The organism is Streptomyces sp. NPDC059832, assembly GCF_042731715.1.
Lineage (GTDB): Bacteria > Actinomycetota > Actinomycetes > Streptomycetales > Streptomycetaceae > Streptomyces.
In genome coordinates this window covers 480,683-497,780 of sequence record NZ_JBHWIY010000002.1, presented here as the reverse complement: position 1 = coordinate 497,780, position 17,098 = coordinate 480,683, and the positions used below count along the sequence as shown (strand labels likewise).

General features: G+C 69.9%; 14 protein-coding genes and 2 tRNA genes. 5 read left to right on the top strand and 11 right to left on the bottom strand.

Annotated features, from left to right (window positions below; all coding sequences use genetic code 11):
• The first annotated feature begins 36 nt into the window (after positions 1–36).
• Complete coding sequence (locus tag ACFV8T_RS04615) at positions 37–1,080, top strand: hypothetical protein (protein WP_385324480.1); 1,044 nt, start codon at positions 37–39, stop codon at positions 1,078–1,080.
• A 72-nt stretch (positions 1,081–1,152) separates the two neighbouring features.
• On the opposite strand, the gene clpX is transcribed toward ACFV8T_RS04615, so the two are convergent.
• The 5 genes from clpX to ACFV8T_RS04590 form a co-directional block, all read right to left on the bottom strand.
• Positions 1,153–2,451: an ATP-dependent Clp protease ATP-binding subunit ClpX gene (gene clpX, locus ACFV8T_RS04610; RefSeq protein ID WP_072483632.1), complete on the bottom strand. Its 1,299-nt coding sequence runs from the start codon at positions 2,449–2,451 to the stop codon at positions 1,153–1,155.
• Positions 2,452–2,608: 157 nt separating this feature from the next.
• A complete protein-coding gene (locus ACFV8T_RS04605; RefSeq protein ID WP_385324477.1) occupies positions 2,609–3,289 on the bottom strand; it encodes an ATP-dependent Clp protease proteolytic subunit in 681 nt (226 codons plus the stop codon).
• A gap of 80 nt (positions 3,290–3,369) precedes the next feature.
• Positions 3,370–3,975 carry an ATP-dependent Clp protease proteolytic subunit gene (locus ACFV8T_RS04600; protein ID WP_177328013.1) on the bottom strand — a complete coding sequence of 202 codons (606 nt, stop codon included), beginning with the start codon at positions 3,973–3,975 and terminating at the stop codon, positions 3,370–3,372.
• Between the two features lie 265 nt (positions 3,976–4,240).
• The gene (tig, locus tag ACFV8T_RS04595) at positions 4,241–5,647 is read right to left on the bottom strand and encodes a trigger factor (protein WP_385324475.1); all 1,407 of its coding nucleotides are present in this window, start codon (positions 5,645–5,647) and stop codon (positions 4,241–4,243) included.
• A 210-nt stretch (positions 5,648–5,857) separates the two neighbouring features.
• Positions 5,858–5,934: transfer RNA gene (locus ACFV8T_RS04590), tRNA-Pro, on the bottom strand.
• Positions 5,935–6,100: 166 nt separating this feature from the next.
• Between ACFV8T_RS04590 and ACFV8T_RS04585 the strand changes: the two genes are divergently transcribed.
• Positions 6,101–6,174: transfer RNA gene (locus ACFV8T_RS04585), tRNA-Gly, on the top strand.
• Between the two features lie 125 nt (positions 6,175–6,299).
• Here ACFV8T_RS04585 and ACFV8T_RS04580 read toward each other — a convergent pair.
• Positions 6,300–6,494 carry a hypothetical protein gene (locus tag ACFV8T_RS04580; protein ID WP_266419258.1) on the bottom strand — a complete coding sequence of 65 codons (195 nt, stop codon included), beginning with the start codon at positions 6,492–6,494 and terminating at the stop codon, positions 6,300–6,302.
• 478 nt (positions 6,495–6,972) lie between these two features.
• On the opposite strand from ACFV8T_RS04580, the gene ACFV8T_RS04575 reads away from it, so the two are divergent.
• Entirely contained in the window at positions 6,973–8,124 is a 1,152-nt protein-coding gene (locus ACFV8T_RS04575) for an acyltransferase family protein (protein WP_385324472.1), read from the top strand.
• A gap of 18 nt (positions 8,125–8,142) precedes the next feature.
• Here ACFV8T_RS04575 and ACFV8T_RS04570 read toward each other — a convergent pair whose 3' ends face one another.
• Genes ACFV8T_RS04570 through ACFV8T_RS04560 form a run of 3 tightly spaced genes read right to left on the bottom strand, consistent with a single transcriptional unit; the run spans position 8,143 to position 11,978 of the window.
• Complete coding sequence (locus tag ACFV8T_RS04570) at positions 8,143–8,649, bottom strand: HD domain-containing protein (protein WP_385324471.1); 507 nt, start codon at positions 8,647–8,649, stop codon at positions 8,143–8,145.
• A gap of 9 nt (positions 8,650–8,658) precedes the next feature.
• The gene (locus tag ACFV8T_RS04565) at positions 8,659–11,133 is read right to left on the bottom strand and encodes an FtsX-like permease family protein (RefSeq protein WP_385324468.1); all 2,475 of its coding nucleotides are present in this window, start codon (positions 11,131–11,133) and stop codon (positions 8,659–8,661) included.
• Complete coding sequence (locus ACFV8T_RS04560) at positions 11,133–11,978, bottom strand: ABC transporter ATP-binding protein (RefSeq protein WP_385324774.1); 846 nt, start codon at positions 11,976–11,978, stop codon at positions 11,133–11,135. Before ACFV8T_RS04560 ends, ACFV8T_RS04565 begins: the two co-directional genes overlap by 1 nt.
• A gap of 360 nt (positions 11,979–12,338) precedes the next feature.
• Between ACFV8T_RS04560 and ACFV8T_RS04555 the strand changes: the two genes are divergently transcribed.
• Positions 12,339–13,535, top strand: a complete 1,197-nt coding sequence (locus tag ACFV8T_RS04555) for a cation:proton antiporter (RefSeq protein WP_385324466.1) — start codon at positions 12,339–12,341, stop codon at positions 13,533–13,535.
• 164 nt (positions 13,536–13,699) lie between these two features.
• Here the strand turns inward: ACFV8T_RS04555 and ACFV8T_RS04550 are convergent, their stop codons facing one another.
• Positions 13,700–14,845: a PP2C family protein-serine/threonine phosphatase gene (locus tag ACFV8T_RS04550; RefSeq protein WP_385324464.1), complete on the bottom strand. Its 1,146-nt coding sequence runs from the start codon at positions 14,843–14,845 to the stop codon at positions 13,700–13,702.
• 105 nt (positions 14,846–14,950) lie between these two features.
• Here ACFV8T_RS04550 and ACFV8T_RS04545 point away from each other — a divergent pair, with 105 nt between their 5' ends.
• Positions 14,951–16,183 carry a GNAT family N-acetyltransferase gene (locus tag ACFV8T_RS04545; RefSeq protein WP_385324462.1) on the top strand — a complete coding sequence of 411 codons (1,233 nt, stop codon included), beginning with the start codon at positions 14,951–14,953 and terminating at the stop codon, positions 16,181–16,183.
• 7 nt (positions 16,184–16,190) lie between these two features.
• Here ACFV8T_RS04545 and ACFV8T_RS04540 read toward each other — a convergent pair whose 3' ends face one another.
• On the bottom strand, positions 16,191–17,000 hold the full coding sequence (locus ACFV8T_RS04540) for an Fpg/Nei family DNA glycosylase (RefSeq protein WP_385324459.1): 810 nt from the start codon (positions 16,998–17,000) through the stop codon (positions 16,191–16,193).
• Between the last annotated feature and the right edge of the window lie 98 nt (positions 17,001–17,098).

Sequence of the window (17,098 nt, the reverse complement as noted above, 5' to 3'; positions counted from 1 at the left end):
GGAACGCATAAGCATGACGAACAGGGGACACCGCAGATGAGCTACAACCAGCCGGGCCCGTACGGCGGCCAGCCGCCCCAGGGCCAGCCGGGTCCGTACGGCGGCCAGCCGCCCCAGGGTCAGCCCGGACCGTACGGGCAGCAGCCGCAGGGCCAGCCCGGCCCGTACGGCCAGCAGCCGGGCCCGTACGGCGGCCAGCCGCCCCAGGGCCAGCCCGGTTACGGCTACCCCCAGCAGGCCCCCCAGGGTGTCCCGCCCCAGCAGCAGCCCCAGCCGGGCTACGGCTACCCGCAGGCCCAGCAGCCCGGCCCGTACGGCCAGCAGCCCCCCACTCCCCCGTACGGCGGCCAGCCCCCGTTCCCCCCGGCCGAGCCGAAGAAGAAGACCGGCCTGATCATCGGCGGCGTCGTCGTGGCGCTGGCGGTCATCGCGGGCGGGGTGTACTTCCTGACGTCGGGCGGTGCCAGCAACAGCGACGTGGCGGACTCCACCAAGGGGTACAAGCTGACGCCGGCTGCGGCTGTGGACGACTACAAGAAGAGCGACGACAGCAGCGACACCAAGACCGGACCCATGACGGGCGAGGACAAGGCCAAGACTGAGGCCATGGGCATCAAGTCACCGAATGAGGCGAGCGCCGGGTACACCAGCGGTGACCTGAATAAGAACCCGCTCACCTCGAAGATGCTCATGCTCAAGGGACTGTGGGGCGAGGTCGAGGACCCGGAGAAGACGCTCGACGCCGCGTTCGCGAGCGCCAAGATGGCGATGGAGAAGGCGGACGACGACGACACCAAGGTCTCCCTCGTCGGCTCTCCCGAGGTCTTCCAGCCCTCAGGCTTCAAGGGCGCCCTGATGAAGTGCCAGGTCCTCAAGTCGGTCAACCAGAAGGCCGACGGCACTGTGCAGAAGGGGCCCAAGGAGCTCCTCACCCCAGTCTGCATCTGGGCCGACTACAGCACCGTCGGCATTGTCTTCGCCGTCGACTTCGGCGCGGCCATGACCAACAAGGCCACGCCGACCGAGGATGTCGCCGCCCTCGCCGCCAAGCTCTACAACACCTCCCGCACCAAGATCTGACCCACGCAACGCGAAGGGGCGCCCGGCCGGCTGAACCGGCGGGCGCCCCTTCGCGTACGTACGAAACCGCCGCTACGCGGACTTCTCGTGCCGCCCGCCGTCACCCTTGCCGATCGTCCGCGGCTCGCGCGGGACCAGCGTCGGGTTCACGTTGTTGCGGACGACGTCCGCCGTGATGACGACCCGGGCGACGTCCTTGCGGGACGGCACCTCGTACATCACGGACTGGAGGACCTCCTCCATGATGGCCCGCAGGCCACGCGCGCCGGTGCCGCGCAGGATCGCCTGGTCGGCGATGGCCTCCAGGGCCGGGCGGTCGAAGTCCAGCTCGACGCCGTCGAGTTCGAACAGCCGCTGGTACTGCTTCACCAGCGCGTTGCGCGGCTCGACGAGGATCTGCAGCAGCGCCTCACGGTCCAGGTTGTGGACCGAGGTGAGGACGGGCAGCCGGCCGATGAACTCCGGGATCATCCCGAACTTCACCAGGTCCTCCGGCATGACCTCCTGGAACTGGTCGCTCGCCTCGATCTCCCGCTTGGAACGGATCGTGGCGCCGAAGCCGATGCCCTTGGCACCCGCCCGGGACTCGATGATCCGCTCCAGACCGGAGAAGGCACCGCCCACGATGAACAGCACGTTCGTCGTGTCGATCTGGATGAACTCCTGGTGCGGGTGCTTCCGGCCGCCCTGCGGCGGTACGGAGGCGGTGGTGCCCTCCAGGATCTTCAACAGGGCCTGCTGCACGCCCTCGCCGGAGACATCGCGGGTGATCGACGGGTTCTCGCTCTTGCGGGCGACCTTGTCGATCTCGTCGATGTAGATGATCCCGGTCTCGGCCTTCTTGACGTCGTAGTCCGCGGCCTGGATCAGCTTCAGCAGGATGTTCTCGACGTCCTCACCGACATAGCCGGCCTCCGTCAGCGCCGTCGCGTCGGCGATGGCGAACGGGACGTTGAGCATGCGGGCCAGTGTCTGCGCGAGCAGCGTCTTGCCGGAACCCGTGGGGCCCAGCAGCAGGATGTTGGACTTGGCCAGCTCGATGGCGTCGTCCCGGCCCTGGGCGCCGCCGTTCTCACCCGCCTGGACCCGCTTGTAGTGGTTGTACACAGCGACCGAGAGGGCCTTCTTCGCGGGCTCCTGCCCGACGACGTACCCCTCGAGGAACTCGTAGATCTCGCGCGGCTTGGGGAGTTCCTCCCACCGCACCTCGGAGGTCTCGGCGAGCTCCTCCTCGATGATCTCGTTGCAGAGATCGATGCACTCGTCGCAGATGTACACACCGGGTCCCGCGATGAGCTTCTTCACCTGCTTCTGGCTCTTTCCGCAGAACGAGCACTTGAGCAGGTCGCCGCCATCACCGATGCGTGCCACGAGGTGCTTCCCCTTCGCCTGGGAGCAGCTTGGTTCAGCGGCTCCTGGTGCCTCTATCCGACGGTACCTTGCCTTGGCCCCCGTTCGGGCCCCCCTTGGCACGGTTCACACGGCCAAGACCGGGCGAACGTGGCGCGCCAAGGGGTGAAGGCCGACGTCAGGCGGCCGTAACCGCCTGCTTGCGGGTCGACACGATCTGGTCGACGAGACCGTAGGCGAGGGCGTCCTCGGCGGTCAGGATCTTGTCGCGCTCGATGTCGTCGCGGATCTTGTCGATCGGCGTGGTGGAGTGCTTGGCCAGCATCTCCTCCAGCTGGGTGCGCATCCGCAGGATCTCGTTGGCCGCGATCTCCAGGTCGGAGAGCTGCTCACGGCCGGTCTGCGAGGACGGCTGGTGGATCAGCACACGGGCGTTGGGCAGCGCCATCCGCTTGCCGGGCGTACCCGCGGCGAGCAGCACGGCCGCGGCGGAGGCCGCCTGACCCATGCAGACCGTCTGGATGTCCGGCTTCACGAACTGCATCGTGTCGTAGATCGCGGTGAGCGCGGTGAACGAGCCGCCGGGGCTGTTGATGTAGATCGAGATGTCCCGGTCCGGGTCCATCGACTCCAGGCACAGCAGCTGCGCCATGACGTCGTTGGCGGAGGCGTCGTCGATCTGCACGCCGAGGAAGATCACGCGCTCCTCGAAGAGCTTCGCGTACGGGTCGTACTCACGCACGCCCTGCGAGGTGCGCTCCACGAAGCGCGGCACGATGTAGCGGTTGTCCACCTGCGGGCCGGTGTAGAGGCCGCTCGCGGAGGCGCCGGGGAAGTTGTTCATGTGGGTGTTCACCATCCTGGTGGCGTTCTGTGGCTGGGTGTCTCGGCGTACGAGAGGTGCGCGGGGCGGTGGAACCGGATCCGGTGGGTACCGGATCAGGCGCCGGTGCCGCCGCCGCCCGGAACGCCCGATGCGATCGTGATGATCTCGTCGATGAGGCCGTACTCCTTGGCCTCCTCCGCGGTGTACCAGCGGTCGCGGTCGCCGTCGCGGATGATCGTCTCGACGGTCTGGCCGGAGTGACGGGCGGTGATCTCCGCCATCCGCTGCTTGGTGCGCAGCAGGTACTGGGCCTGGATCTTGATGTCCGAGGCCGTACCGCCGATGCCGGCCGAACCCTGGTGCATGAGGATGTCGGTGTTCGGGAGCGCGAAGCGCTTGCCCGCGGTGCCGCCGGTGAGCAGGAACTGGCCCATCGAGGCCGCCATGCCCATACCGATGGTGACCACGTCGTTCGGGATGTACTGCATGGTGTCGTAGACCGCCATGCCGGCCGTCACCGAACCGCCGGGGCTGTTGATGTAGAGGTAGATGTCCTTCTCGGGCTCCGCGGCGAGAAGAAGAAGCTGCGCGGTGATCTTGTTGGCGATCTCGTCGTCGACCTGCTGGCCGAGGAAGATGATGCGCTCGCCGAGCAGCCGGCTGTAGACCTGGTCACCGAGGCCTCCACCGAGGGACGGCTCTCCGGCGGCGTAGGGCATCAGATTCGTCACGTATCCACCTGCTCGTCTCTGACGGCTCCGGCCGTCTCAGCGTCTTCGTACCGGGTGGGCGGGGACTCCCCTGCCCTTCCTATTCATGGACCCTAACGCGCAGGTGGGACAACGCCATCCCGCTTCCGCAACTGTTCGCTGGGAGCGCAAGCTCCGCAGTCCGCACAAGGGTTGTGGGGCACCGTACGCCATACGACGACGGGCTCCGGACGCACAAGCGTCCGGAGCCCGTCGTTCGGGTTCAGCGCGAGGCTCAGGCCTCGTTCTTCTCCTCGGCGGCCTCGGCGGCGTCGGCGGCGGCCTCGGTGGTGCCCTCGGCGGCCTCGACGGCCTCGATGGCCTCCTCCTCGTCGTCCTCCAGCTCGACGAGCTCACCGTTGGTGTCGACGACCTTGGCGGCCTCGACGACCACGGCCAGCGCCTTGCCGCGGGCGACCTCGCCGACGAGCATCGGCACCTGGCCGCCCTCGACGACGGCCTGGGCGAACTGGTCGGGGCTCATGCCGGAGGAAGCAGCGCGCCGCATGAGGTGCTCGGTGAGCTCCTCCTGGTTGACGTTCAGCTTCTCCTTGTTGACGATCTCGTCCAGGATGAACTGGGTCTTGATGCCCTTGACCGCCTGCTCGGACGTCTCGGCGTCGAACTCCTCGGCCGTCTTGCCCTGGATCTCCAGGTACTTGTCGAGGGTCAGACCCATCTGACCGAGCTGGTGGTGCTCCAGGTTGTGCTTGCGGGTCTGGACCTCGTCCGCGAGCAGCTTCTCCGGGATCGGGACCTCGGCGAGCTTCAGCAGCTCTTCCAGGACGCGCTCCTGGGCCTGGGTGGCCTGGTCGTACTGCTTGGTGTTCTCGAGGCGCTTGCGGCTGTCCGTCTTGAGCTCGTCGAGGGTGTCGAACTCGCTCGCCATCTGGGCGAACTCGTCGTCCAGCTCGGGGAGCTCACGGGCGGCGACGGTGGCGACCTTGACGGTGACCTCCGCCTCCTTGCCCTCGGCGGAGCCGCCCTTCAGCTCGGAGGTGAAGGTGGCCTCGCCACCCGCCTCCAGGCCGGTGACGGCGGCGTCGATGCCGTCGAGGAGCTCTCCGGAACCGATGGTGTACGAGACACCCTCGGCCACGCCGTCCTCCAGGACCTCGCCGTCGACCTTGGCCTGCAGGTCGATCGTCACGACGTCGCCCTCGGCGGCGGCGCGCTCGACCGGGTTGGTGGAGGCGAAGCGCTCGCGGAGCTGCTCCACGGCCTTCTCGACGTCCTCGTCGCTGACCTCGAGGGCGTCGACGGTGACCTCGATGCCGGAGTAGTCCGGAATCTCGATCTCGGGGCGTACGTCAACCTCGGCGGTGAAGGCCAGCAGCTCGCCGTCCTTCAGCTCGGTGATGTCGACCTCGGGCTGACCGAGGACATTGAGCTCACCCTCGTTGACGGCCTCGGTGTAGAACTTCGGGAGGGCGTCGTTGACGGCCTCCTCCAGCACCGCACCACGGCCGAAGCGCTGGTCGATGACCCGGGCAGGGATCTTGCCCTTGCGGAAGCCCTTCACCGTGACCTGCTGGTTGATCTTCTTGTACGCCGCGTCGAGGCTGTCCTTGAGCTCCTCGAAGGGCACCTCGACAGTGAGCCGAACCCGGGTCGGGTTCAGGGTCTCCACGGCGCTCTTCACGGTTCGGTCTCCTTGTGGCTGACTTCTTGGGGTTCTGCTCCGCCGCACGGGTGGCGGCTTCGCGGACCGAGCCCGGTACATCAGACACACGGGCACGCATTTTGCATAGTAACGGCAAGGAGTCGGACTCCCACAATGCGATCTTGCCCGTGGTCTGCGATCTTGCGGGTGGTCCCTGGTCCTGCTTGCGATGGTCCCTGATCTTGCCGGTGGTCGGGGTGGCCGGATTCGAACCGACGACCTTCCGCTCCCAAAGCGGACGCGCTACCAAGCTGCGCCACACCCCGTCGGTGCGACACGTAGGGTACATGCAGTCAGGCAGTGCATCGGCCGCTTTGCGCGAGCGGCACCCAACGCGACACCGGGTGGCTGCAATCGGGTGTGCGGGCAGCGCCCGTGACCCGCTACGATGCTTCACGTGCCGCCGGTCCTCCGGACCTGTGGTGCGGCTTTGCGGGCGTAGCTCAATGGTAGAGCCCTAGTCTTCCAAACTAGCTACGCGGGTTCGATTCCCGTCGCCCGCTCCATGCTTGGGCCCGGTCCGGCGAATTCCTCGCCGGACCGGGCCTTTTGCGTGATGTCCGCGTGGCGCCGGGTCGCCCGCGCCGGAGCACGGACGACCGGTTCGGCCGGCTCGGCCCGATCCGCCGGATCAGAAGGAGATCTGGTTGATGGTCTCCGCTATCGAGTTCATGAATCTGTTGATCGACGGCGCCATGCCGGTCGATGCCAGGAAGAAGCCGAAGAGCACCGCGACGATCGCCGGCCCGGCTTTGATGGAGCCGCCCCGGATCAGGACCACCAGGATGATCGCCAACATCAGCACCACAGACAGTGAAATGGCCACGACTGATCACACCCTTGGTCGGTCCGCCTTGCCGGCCCGGAGGGGCGCATCCGAACACTCCTCCGTCCCGTCCATCGTGCCACCAACTCCCCTGTGGTCGCTGCCAGGTGACGGATCGAACTGACGGGATCGCGCCATCCTTGCGCCCCGCGCGCGCCTGGGGCGCACGGCCGCACGAGGGGTCGCACGGGGCCCGGTCAACGCCCCTCACACCTGTGAGTGAACTGTGAATCCATCAATCGCAATGACGTGCGAATGTGACGGTTTCCATATCCACACACTTCATTCACATGCAATTCCAAGGTTCAAGTGCGATGAAATTCACGCCCCTCAACAGCCTGCCGATATGCACCATTTAAGGTGGATGAATCGGTGCATAGCGGGCGGTTGCCGGTGGTTTCACTTTCGATTGGTCGGGAACACGCGATATCCCTGAGCGGTTTTACGAATTCCAATCGAGGCGTCTAAGGTGCATGAGATGTTCCACGCTCCGAACGTATTTCAGAGGGCCCCGCTCCCATCGGCGACCCGGGAGTCGGAGCCCAGACCCCGAGGGACGAGCACCACCGCGGCACCTCCCGCACCGGTGGCGAACAAGCCTCCGGCGACCGCACCGGCGAAGAGGCGTGACGCCTACTTCGACAACGCCAAATATCTGGCCATCGTGCTCGTCGCGGTGGCGCACTCGTGGGAACCGGTGATGGACGGCAGCCGGACCGCCCGTGCGCTGTACATGGTGGCGTACACCTTTCACATGCCGGCGTTCATCATCGTCTCCGGCTACTTCTCCCGCTCGTTCGACATGTCCGCCGCCAAGGTGAAGCGCCTGGTCACCGGCGTCGCCGTGCCCTATGTGGTGTTCGAGACGGCGTATTCGCTGTTCAAGCGGTACGCGGACGACCAGGCCGATCTGTCGATCACCCTGCTCGACCCCTGGTACCTCACCTGGTTCCTGATCGCGCTGTTCATCTGGCGGATCACCACGCCGCTGTGGCAGGCGCTGCGCCATCCGCTGGCGGTCGCGCTCGTCATCGCCGTGCTCGCCTCCTTCTCCCCGGCGATCGGCGACGATCTCGATCTCCAGCGGGTTCTGCAGTTCCTGCCGTTCTTCGTGCTGGGGCTCCGGCTGCGGCCCGAGCACTTCCAGCTGGTGCGCCGGCGCGAGGTGCGGTTGCTCGCGCTCCCGCTGTTCGCCGGGGCCCTGGTGTTCGCGTACTGGGCGGCGCCACGGATGCAGTTGGGCTGGTTCTACCGCAGCAACAGCGCGCAGGAGATGGGCGCCCCGTGGTGGTCCGGTGCCGTGATGACGCTGGCGATGTTCGGCTGCGCGCTGCTGCTCACCATCGGGTTCCTGTCCTGGGTGCCGCGCCGCCACATGTGGTTCACGGTGCTCGGCGCCGGGACGATCTGCGGCTATCTGCTGCACGGCTTCCTGATCAAGGGAGCCGGATACGCCGGGGTGTTCGACCTCTACGACTGGCTCTCGGCGCCCGTCGGCCTGGTCCTCGTCTCCCTGGTCGCGGCCGTCGCCGTGACGCTGATGTGCACGCCGCCGGTGCGGCGGGTGCTGCGCCCGGTGACCGAGCCCGACATGGACTGGGCGTTCCGGCGGGACTCGGCCAGGCTCTGAGCCGAGCGGCCGAGTGGATCAGTCCTTCGCCGTGTTGGCTTGAACCGATTGCTCGGCGGGCGATTCGCCCGGGGTGAGACCCAGCAGCCCCCGTACCAGCGCATACTTCTCGGTCAGCCGGGTACGGGTCGCCGGTTCCAGCACGGCGAGGCGGGCCGGGTCCGCGTTGTGTGCCAGGTCGGACTCCTTGATCAGCAGCGCACCCGGGGTGTCCAGGATGCGCCGGGTGTACGAACGGAGGTCCTCGCCGTCACGTTTGGTGACGGCGAGGACCATGTCCTTCACCTGCTGCGGCAGCGCGGCATCGGCCAGCCACCGCGCCGGCAGCGCGTCGTCCTCGACCGCGTCGTGCAGCCAGGCCGCGGCGATCTGTTCGTCGCTGCCGCCCCTGCTCCGTACCCCCTCGGCGACGGCGGCGAGGTGTTCGGTGTACGGGCGTCCCGCTTTGTCCCGCTGCTGGGCGTGGGCCTCACGGGCGATGGCCTCTACTTCGGCCAGGGTCAGGTGTGCGTGTGGCGCGGTCATGGCCCGACTCTACGGACGGGCGGCCGTTCCGCGCAGGGCCGCTCGGGCCGGGACCACCATGGCGAGGAGGCCGAGGCCGACGGTCGCGGCGACGAAGCTCCCGTACAGGACCGGCGGGATGTACGGCGACTCGCCGGTCAGGCCCTTCATCATCGGGAAGAGCGTGGCCATCGCGATGCCGGTGCCGAGCGCGACGCCGGCCACCGTGACCAGCAGCGCCTCCCATCGGATCATGCCCATGACCTGACTGCGGGTGGAGCCGACCAGGCGCAGCATGGTCAGTTCGCGGCGGCGGTCGAGGACGGTCATCACCAGGGTGTTGATGGCGGCGATTGCGGCGAATCCGCCGAGTACCGCGGCCATGACGGTGTTGGCCCAGGCGTTCAGCTCGCGGTCCTTGTCCTGTGCCGCGGCGTAGCCGGAGGAGTCGGTGACGGTGCCGAGCGCGGTGAGCTCCTGTGCGGCGGCGGGGGTGGCCCGTACCAGGATGTCGGTGGCGTACGGCGAGGTCATATGGGTCTTCAGGTCGGCTGCGGGGAGCGTGACGAGGCTGGTGCCGAGGCCGCGTCCGTAGACCGCGACGACCTTCGGGTTCGCCTTGGTGCCGTCCGGCAGCCGCAGGGCGAGCCGGTCGCCCGTACGCACGTCCGCCGTGTCGGCGAGCGTGGTGTCGACGGCGACGGTTCCGGGCCGCAGGCCGGTGAGGGAGCCGGTCCTGACGTCGAGGTCCTGGACCCTGGCGAGCTCCTTGCCGGAGCCGATGACGCCCTGCGCGGAGGCGCTCTGCAGCACCGGGCCGTCGCCGCCCGGCACCAGGACGGAGCCGCGGAGCAGTCCGACCGCGGTGGAGACACCGGGGGTGGCGGCGGCCCGTCCGGTCGCGTCGGAGCCGAGTCCCGCCGGGGCGGAGACGATGTGGTCGGCGGTGATCGCGTCGCGCTGCTGGTGTGCGGTCACCCGCTCCTGGCTGGTCTGCATGAAGACGAGCGTCGACGAGAAGGCCATGGCGAGCACGATCGGGGTGATCGCGGAGGCCAGCCGGCGGGAGTTGGTACGGGAGTTGGCGGCGGCCAGCGAGCCCGACGCGCCGGCGGCGCGCAGCGGGAGGCCGATGACGGCGGCGCAGATCCGGGCGATCACCGGGCCGAGCAGCCCGACCGCGACCATGAAGAGCATGACTACGCCCAGGGCGGCGTTCGCCGAGTCGCCGCCGGACGTGGAGGCCGCGACTCCGGCGAGGACCACACCGCCGACGAGGGCGGCGATGCCGAGCGGGGTGCGGATCACACCGAACGGGGCACGCTCCACGGCCGTCTGGGCCAGGGCGAGTCCCGGCTTCAGCTTGGCTGGGCGCCGCGCGGCGAGGTAGCCGGCGCCCAGCGCGGTGAGCATGGTGGTGGCCGCCGCGATGGCCAACGGCAGCCAGGAGACGTGCAGGGCGACGCTGTCGAGGACCGCTCCCCGGTCCTGGAGCTGTCCGAACCACCACGTGGCCAGGGCGGTTCCGGGCAGGCAGCCGAGCGCTCCGGCGAGCGGGGCGACGAGCAGGGACTCCGTGGCGATGCTGCGGCGCAGCTGGCGCGGGGTGGCCCCGATGGCGCGCAGCAGGGCGAACTCCCGGCTGCGCTGGCCCACGGAGAGGGCGACCGTGCCGGCGGCGGTGAAGACGGCGACCAGAGTCGCGACGCCGCCGAAGGAGAGGCCGAGTCCGAGAAGAAGGTCCTTGGTGCTCGCGAGGGCCGGGGTCTCGACGGCGCCCCGGTCGTCACCGGTGTGCACCCGGGCGGTGGCGGTGTGGCCGACGGCCTCACGGACCTGGTCGGCGAGGGTGCCGGTGGCGGTGCCCCGGTCGGCGAGCACGGCGATGGCGTCGACCCGGCCGGGGTGGCCGGAGAGCTGTACGGCCTGCCGGTCGGCGAACCAGACGGTGGCGTCGGCGGCGGTGGTGCCCGACACCTGGAACTCCCGTACGCCCGCGGGCGTGTCGAGGACCACGGTGTCGCCGACCCGGCTCTTGGCGCCGGCCGGGACGACGACCTCGCCGGCCCCGGGCGCGTCCCCGGTGACCAGCCGCGTACCGGTGAGGGCGGTGGAGCCCCAGCCGTGCGCGGTGAGGGGGGTGCCGTCCTGTCGTACCGCGTAGCCGACGTCCCCGATCGCGGTGGCCGCGCCGGGGGCCGAGGCGGCCTTCGCCACCAGGGATTCGGGCAGCCGCGCGGTGTCCGGGATCAGTACGTCGGTCTCCTCCGTGCTGTCGCCGCTGCCGGACTTCAGATGGATCTTCTGGTCGGCGGCGACCACCACGGGGGCCTTCGCGTAGCGGTCCGCGGGTACGGAGGCGCGCAGGCCGGACTCCGTCAGGATGCCGCAGGCGGAGACGACGGCCGCGGCCAGCAGGAGCGCGACGAAGGTCCCGATGAACGACGAGGGTTTGAAGCGGACGGCCGCGCGGGCGAGGCCGTTCGGGGCGTGCAGGATGGACATCAGGCTGCTGCTCCTGCGTGGGCGGGGGCGGTGCGCGCGGTCAGCGCGGTCATCCGGGCGGCGATCTGTGCGGCGCCGGCGCGCGGCAGGCTGTCCGCGATGGCGCCGTCGGCGAGGAAGAGCACCTGGTCGGCGTAGGCGGCGGCGGCCGGGTCGTGGGTGACCATGACGACGGTGGCGCCGAGGCTGTCCACCGCGTTGCGGAGCAGGGCGAGGATCTCGGCGGCGGTGGTGGTGTCGAGGGCGCCGGTCGGCTCGTCGGCGAAGATCACATCGGGCCGGGTGACCAGGGCGCGGGCGACGGCGACGCGCTGCTGCTGGCCGCCGGAGAGCTGGCCGGGGCGGCGGTCTCCCTTGTCGCCGAGGCCGACCCGGGTGAGCATCTCGGTGGCTTCGCGGCGGCTGCGGGCGGAGCCGGTGCGCTGTCCGGCCAGGCGCATGGGCAGGACGACGTTCTGCTCGACCGTCAGGGACGGCAGCAGGTTGAAGGCCTGGAAGACGAAGCCGAGGCGGGTGCGGCGCAGTTCGGTGAGCCGGTTCTCGCTCATGCCGGTGATCTCGGTGCCGCCGAGGCGTACGGAGCCCTCGGTGGGGCGGTCGAGTCCGGCCGCGCACTGGAGGAAGGTCGACTTCCCGGAGCCGGACGGTCCCATGACGGCGGTGAAGCTGGAGCGCGGGAGGGCGAGGTCGATGCCCCGCAGCGCGTGGACGGCGGAGCCGCCCCGGCCGTACTGCCTGCGGACGCCGCGCAGTTCGACGGCGAGGTCCGAGGGCCCGGACCCCTGGTGGATGTCCGTCGTGTACTGCCCGTCCTGCGCGCGCTGCCTGGTGCGTCGCAGCCCCATGATGTCCGCCTTCCGTCGCTCATCGGCCGCTTCTTCGACCACGACTCGAACCTACGGATCGGGGGCGGGTCCGGAACATGGCGGCTGCTGGCGGATCGGGGGTGGGGGAAACCCCAGGTCCCATCGGGGGGAAGCGGACCCCGGCGGACGGAACACCGACGTTCTCCCGGCGGATTCGCGAGGGAATCCCGGCGGATTCGCGAGGGTTCCCGAGGCGTTCCCAGCGTTCTCCCGACGTTTTCCCGAGGGGAGACAGTTGCAACGTCAATCGTTCGGTAAACTAATTACTGACGCTTCCTTGACGCTCTCTTGACCTAACGAAGGATCGGGCCCATCGGACACGCAGACACGCTCATCGCCATGGGCGGCGCCTTCCTCGCCGCCGCCGTTCTCGCCCGCGTGGGCAGCCGCATCGGACTGCCGACCATCCCCCTGTTCATCCTGGCCGGAATCCTGCTCGGCCCGCACACACCCGGCATCGTGCTCGTCGCCGATCCGCACGAGCTGGAGATGCTCTCCGCACTCGGCCTGGTGCTGCTGCTCTTCTACCTCGGTCTCGAATTCCACCTCGACGACCTCAAGACCGGCGGCCGCAAGATGGCCATCGCCGGCGGCACCTATCTCGCCCTGAACGTCGGCGCCGGGCTCGGCTTCGGCTTCGCGCTCGGCTGGGGCACGTCGGAAGCACTCGTCCTCGCCGGTGTGCTCGGCATCTCGTCGTCGGCCATCGTCACCAAGGTCCTGGTCGACCTGGGCCGTATCGGCAATCCGGAGACCAAGCCGATCCTCGGCATCATCGTGGTCGAGGACGTCTTCCTCGCCCTCTACCTGGCCGCGCTCCAGCCCATCCTGTCGGGCGCCGACAGCCTGTCCGCCGCGGCGGTCGACGGCGGCAAGGCCTTCGGCTTCCTGCTGCTGCTCGCGCTGGCCGCCCGCTTCGGCACCCGGGTCATCGGCAAGCTGATCAACACCCGTGACGACGAACTCCTCGTCATCTCCTTCCTCGGCGCCGCGGTCTTCATGGCGGGCGTCTCGGAGTGGTTCGGGGTCGCGGACGCGATCGGCGCGTTCATGGTCGGCCTGATGCTCGGCAGCACGACCTCCGGCGAGCGCATCCTCAAGCTGGTCCACCCGCTGCGGGACGCCTTCGGCGCGATCTTCTTCTTCGCCTTCGGGCTCTCCATCGACCCGGGCGATCTGCCGACCGTGCTGTGGCCGGTGCTGGCCGCCGTCGCGGTGACCCTGGCCATGAACGTCTTCGCCGGGCTCGCCGCCGCGAAGGTGTACGCGTTCGGCCCGCAGGCCACGGCGAACATCTCCACCACCCTGGTGGCGCGCGGCGAGTTCGCCCTGATCCTCGCGACGATGGCGGCGGCCGCGGGGCTGGACGAGCGGCTCTCCCCGTTCATCGCGGGCTATGTGCTCCTCCTCGCGGTCCTCGCACCGCTGGCGGCCGGGCGCTCGCACTGGCTGGCCCGCATCCTGCCGGGCGGGCGGGGCCGGGGCGAGGACAGCGACAGCGACGACGGTGCCGGGAAACTCGCGGTCCCGGCCTGAGGCGACGCCCACGGTGTTCCGGGCACGGGGACGGGCCTCGCCGTCCCCGTACCCGGACATACCGGTGTCCACGTTCCGGTGATGGGCCGATCACCGTTGACCCGCGCCCGGTTCGGGCCGTTTGCGTACGGTTCAGGATCCGCGCGACACCATCTGCGTACGGTTCAGGATCTGCGCGACAACAGCAGCAGCGCCCGGTCGTCGTTGACGTCCTTGGCGCACGCCTCGATCAGATGCCAGGCCGCGCCCTCGAACCCGGTGGCGACATAGCGGTCGGCCTCACCGGTCAACCGGTCGATGCCCTCCGCGATATCGCGGTCCGATGCCTCGACCAGGCCGTCCGTGAACAGCATCAGCACGTCGCCGGGGGCCAGCGAGCCCTTCACGGCGTCGAACTGCGCCCCGTCGTACACCCCCAGCAGCGGCCCCTCGGCCGCCTTCTCCTCCCACTGACCGCTGCCCGAGTGGAGCTGGAGGGCGGGCGGGTGCCCGGCCGACAGGAGTTCGTAATCGCCCGATTCGAGGTCCAGGACCAGATGGATCGAGGTGGCGAACCCCTCGTCCCAGTCCTGGCGCAGCAGATAGCCGTTGGCCGCCGGCAGGAAGCCGTGCGGGGGCAGCGAGCCGAGCAGACCGCCGAAGGCCCCGGACAGCAGGAGGGCGCGGGAGCCCGCGTCCATGCCCTTGCCGGAGACATCGGTGAGCACGGCTTCCAGGGTCCGTCCGCCGTTGGTGCGGGCGGCGACGACGAAGTCCCCGGAGAAGGACTGCCCGCCCGCCGGGCGCAGCGCCATCTCGCGGTGCCAGCCCTGGGGCAGTCTGGGCAGGGCGCTCTGCACCCGGATGCGTTCGCGCAGGTCGAAGAGCATGGTGCCGCCGCGCCGCCACGGCACACCGACCCGGGCCCGGAACTGGGCGAGGACCAGCCCGAAGAAGCCGCAGGCCGCGACCACCAGGACGATTCCCGGTGTCACCCGGGCCGGACCGTCGTCGTACGGGCCCAGTCCGATCGACTCCACGATCAGGGCCGTGGCGGCGGTCGCGTACAGGCCCAGCAGACTGGCCGGGCGCAGCAGCAGGCCGCCCGCGACGATCGGCAGGACGAGTGCGGCCGGTGAACACCACATCGGATCGAACAGCGTGGCGCAGGTGATGGCGGGAACGGTCAGCAGCAGGCCGACCAGCGCGATCCAGTCGGAGCCGTCGCCGCGGAAGTAGTCGACACCGGACTTGCGCAGCGCGATGCGTGCCCGGTGCGCCGATTTCCGCAATCGGGCCGGGTACGTGTCTGCTCCTGCGCGACGGGCCATTGCCGGGACCCTATCTACCCGGCGGCCCGAGGTGCAGGGGGACCCCGTGACAATGCGTTCGAAATCGGGTCGCCCCGCCGCCGTGCCCCCTGGTAGGCATGGCCCATGACTACTGAGCTTCGTGTACTGCGTCCGTCCGAATGGAACCAATGGTTCGGGTGTCTGGAGCTGGCGTTCGGCGGGGACCCGGAGACTCCCGAGGAGCGCGAGCTGTTGGAGCAGCTGACCGAGCCCGAGCGGTCGCTCGGTATCTGGGACGGTGACGACGTGGTCGGCACGGCGGGGGCGTTCAGCTTCCGGGTCGCGGTGCCGGGCGGGGCTCTGGTGCCCGCCGCCGGGATCACCATGGTGAGCGTCGCCTCCACGCACCGCAGGCGCGGGCTGCTGACCTCGATGATGCGCCGGCAGCTGGACGACATCCGCGCGCTGGGCGAGCCGTTCGCCGTACTGACGGCCTCGGAACCGGTGATCTACGGCCGGTTCGGCTACGGCGCCGCCTCGCGGCAGATGTCCCTGACGATCGAGAAGGACCGGATCCGGCTGGACGTGCCGCCGGGCACGGACGAGGTGCGGCTGCGCCACGCGAAGCCGGACGAGGCGATGGCGGCGTGCGAGAGCGTGTACGAGCAGCTGGTCTCCGGCCGTCCCGGCGTCCCGGCCCACGCGCCCGGCTGGGAGCGCAAGCCCATGGTCGACCCGGTCGCCAACCGGCAGGGCTCCTCGGCGCAGCAGTGCGTGCTGGCGGAGCGGGACGGGAAGATCGTCGGCACTGTGACGTACCACATCAAGCCGGAGTGGGAGCCGGCCGGCCCCAAGGGCACCGTCGTGGTCAACGACCTGGCCGCGCTGGACCCGGCGGCGTACGCGGCGCTGTGGCGGTTCGTCTTCGACATCGACCTGATGACGACGATCGTGGCCCGCAACCGCCCGGTCGACGACGCGGTGCTGCACCTGGTGTCGGACGTACGGCGGTGCAACATCCGGGTCCGCGATTCGCTCCATGTGCGTCTGGTGGAGCTGGGGGCGGCGCTGGAGGCCCGGACGTACCGGGGCCCGCTGGACGTGGTGTTCGAGGTGGAGGACGCGTTCTGCCCCTGGAACGCGGGACGTTGGCGGCTCACGGCCGACGAGAAGGGCGTCGCGTCGTGTCGGCGCACCGACGACCCGGCCGATCTCGCGCTCTCGGTACGGGAGTTGGGCTCCGCGTATCTGGGCGGCGAGTCACTGAGCTCGCTGGGTCTGGCCGGGCGGGTACGGGAGCTGCGGGCGGGCGCGCTGGCGGAGACGTCGTCGGCGTTCTTGTCGGACACGGCCCCGTGGCTGCCCCGGGGGTTCTAGGGAATCCCTAGGACTTCTGGCACCCCGGGCACCAGAAGAGATTGCGGGCGGCGAGGTCGGCGGTGCGGATCTCGCCGCCGCAGATGTGGCAGGACTGGCGGGCCCGGCGGTACACGTAGACCTCGCCGCCGTGGTCGTCGACCCGCGGCGGGCGCCCCATCGCCTCCGGCAGGTGCTCGGGGCGGACCGTGTCGATCCGGTTGTTCCGCACGCCCTCGCGCATCAGCGCCACCAGGTCCGCCCAGATCGCGTCCCACTGCGCGCGGGTGAGGTCCCTGCCGAGGCGGTACGGGTCGATCCCGTGCCGGAACAGCACCTCCGCGCGGTAGACGTTGCCGACCCCCGAGATGACCTTCTGGTCCATCAGCAGGGCCGCGACGGTGATCCGGCTGCGCGAGATCCGCAGCCAGGCCCGCTCGCCGTCCTCGTCGGTCCGCAGCGGGTCCGGTCCGAGACGGTCGTGTATCGCGCGCTTCTCCGGATCGGTGAGCAGCGCGCAGGCCGTCGGACCGCGCAGATCCGCGTGGTGCTCCTCGTTCAGCAGGCGCAGCCGGACCGTGTCGGTGGGCGGCGGGGCCGGGACCGTACCGAATCCGAGCTTGCCGAACAGGCCCAGGTGGATGTGGACCCAGCCGGTGCCCCCGAAGCCGAGGAAGAGGTGCTTGCCGTGGGCGTCGACGCCGGTGAGGGGCCGGCCGTCGAGCAGTGCGGCGCCGGCGGAGAACTTGCCCTGCGGGCTGCTCACCCGCACCGGCCGCCCGGCGAACCTGTCCCGGTGGTCCGCCGCGAGGCGGTGGATCGTATGTCCCTCGGGCACGGCGGCGGCTCTCCTCGGTGACGTAGGGACGCGGGGACGCGGGGACGCGGGGAAATGGCTGTGCCGCCGGGAGCACCGGCGGCACAGGGGTGGGACCG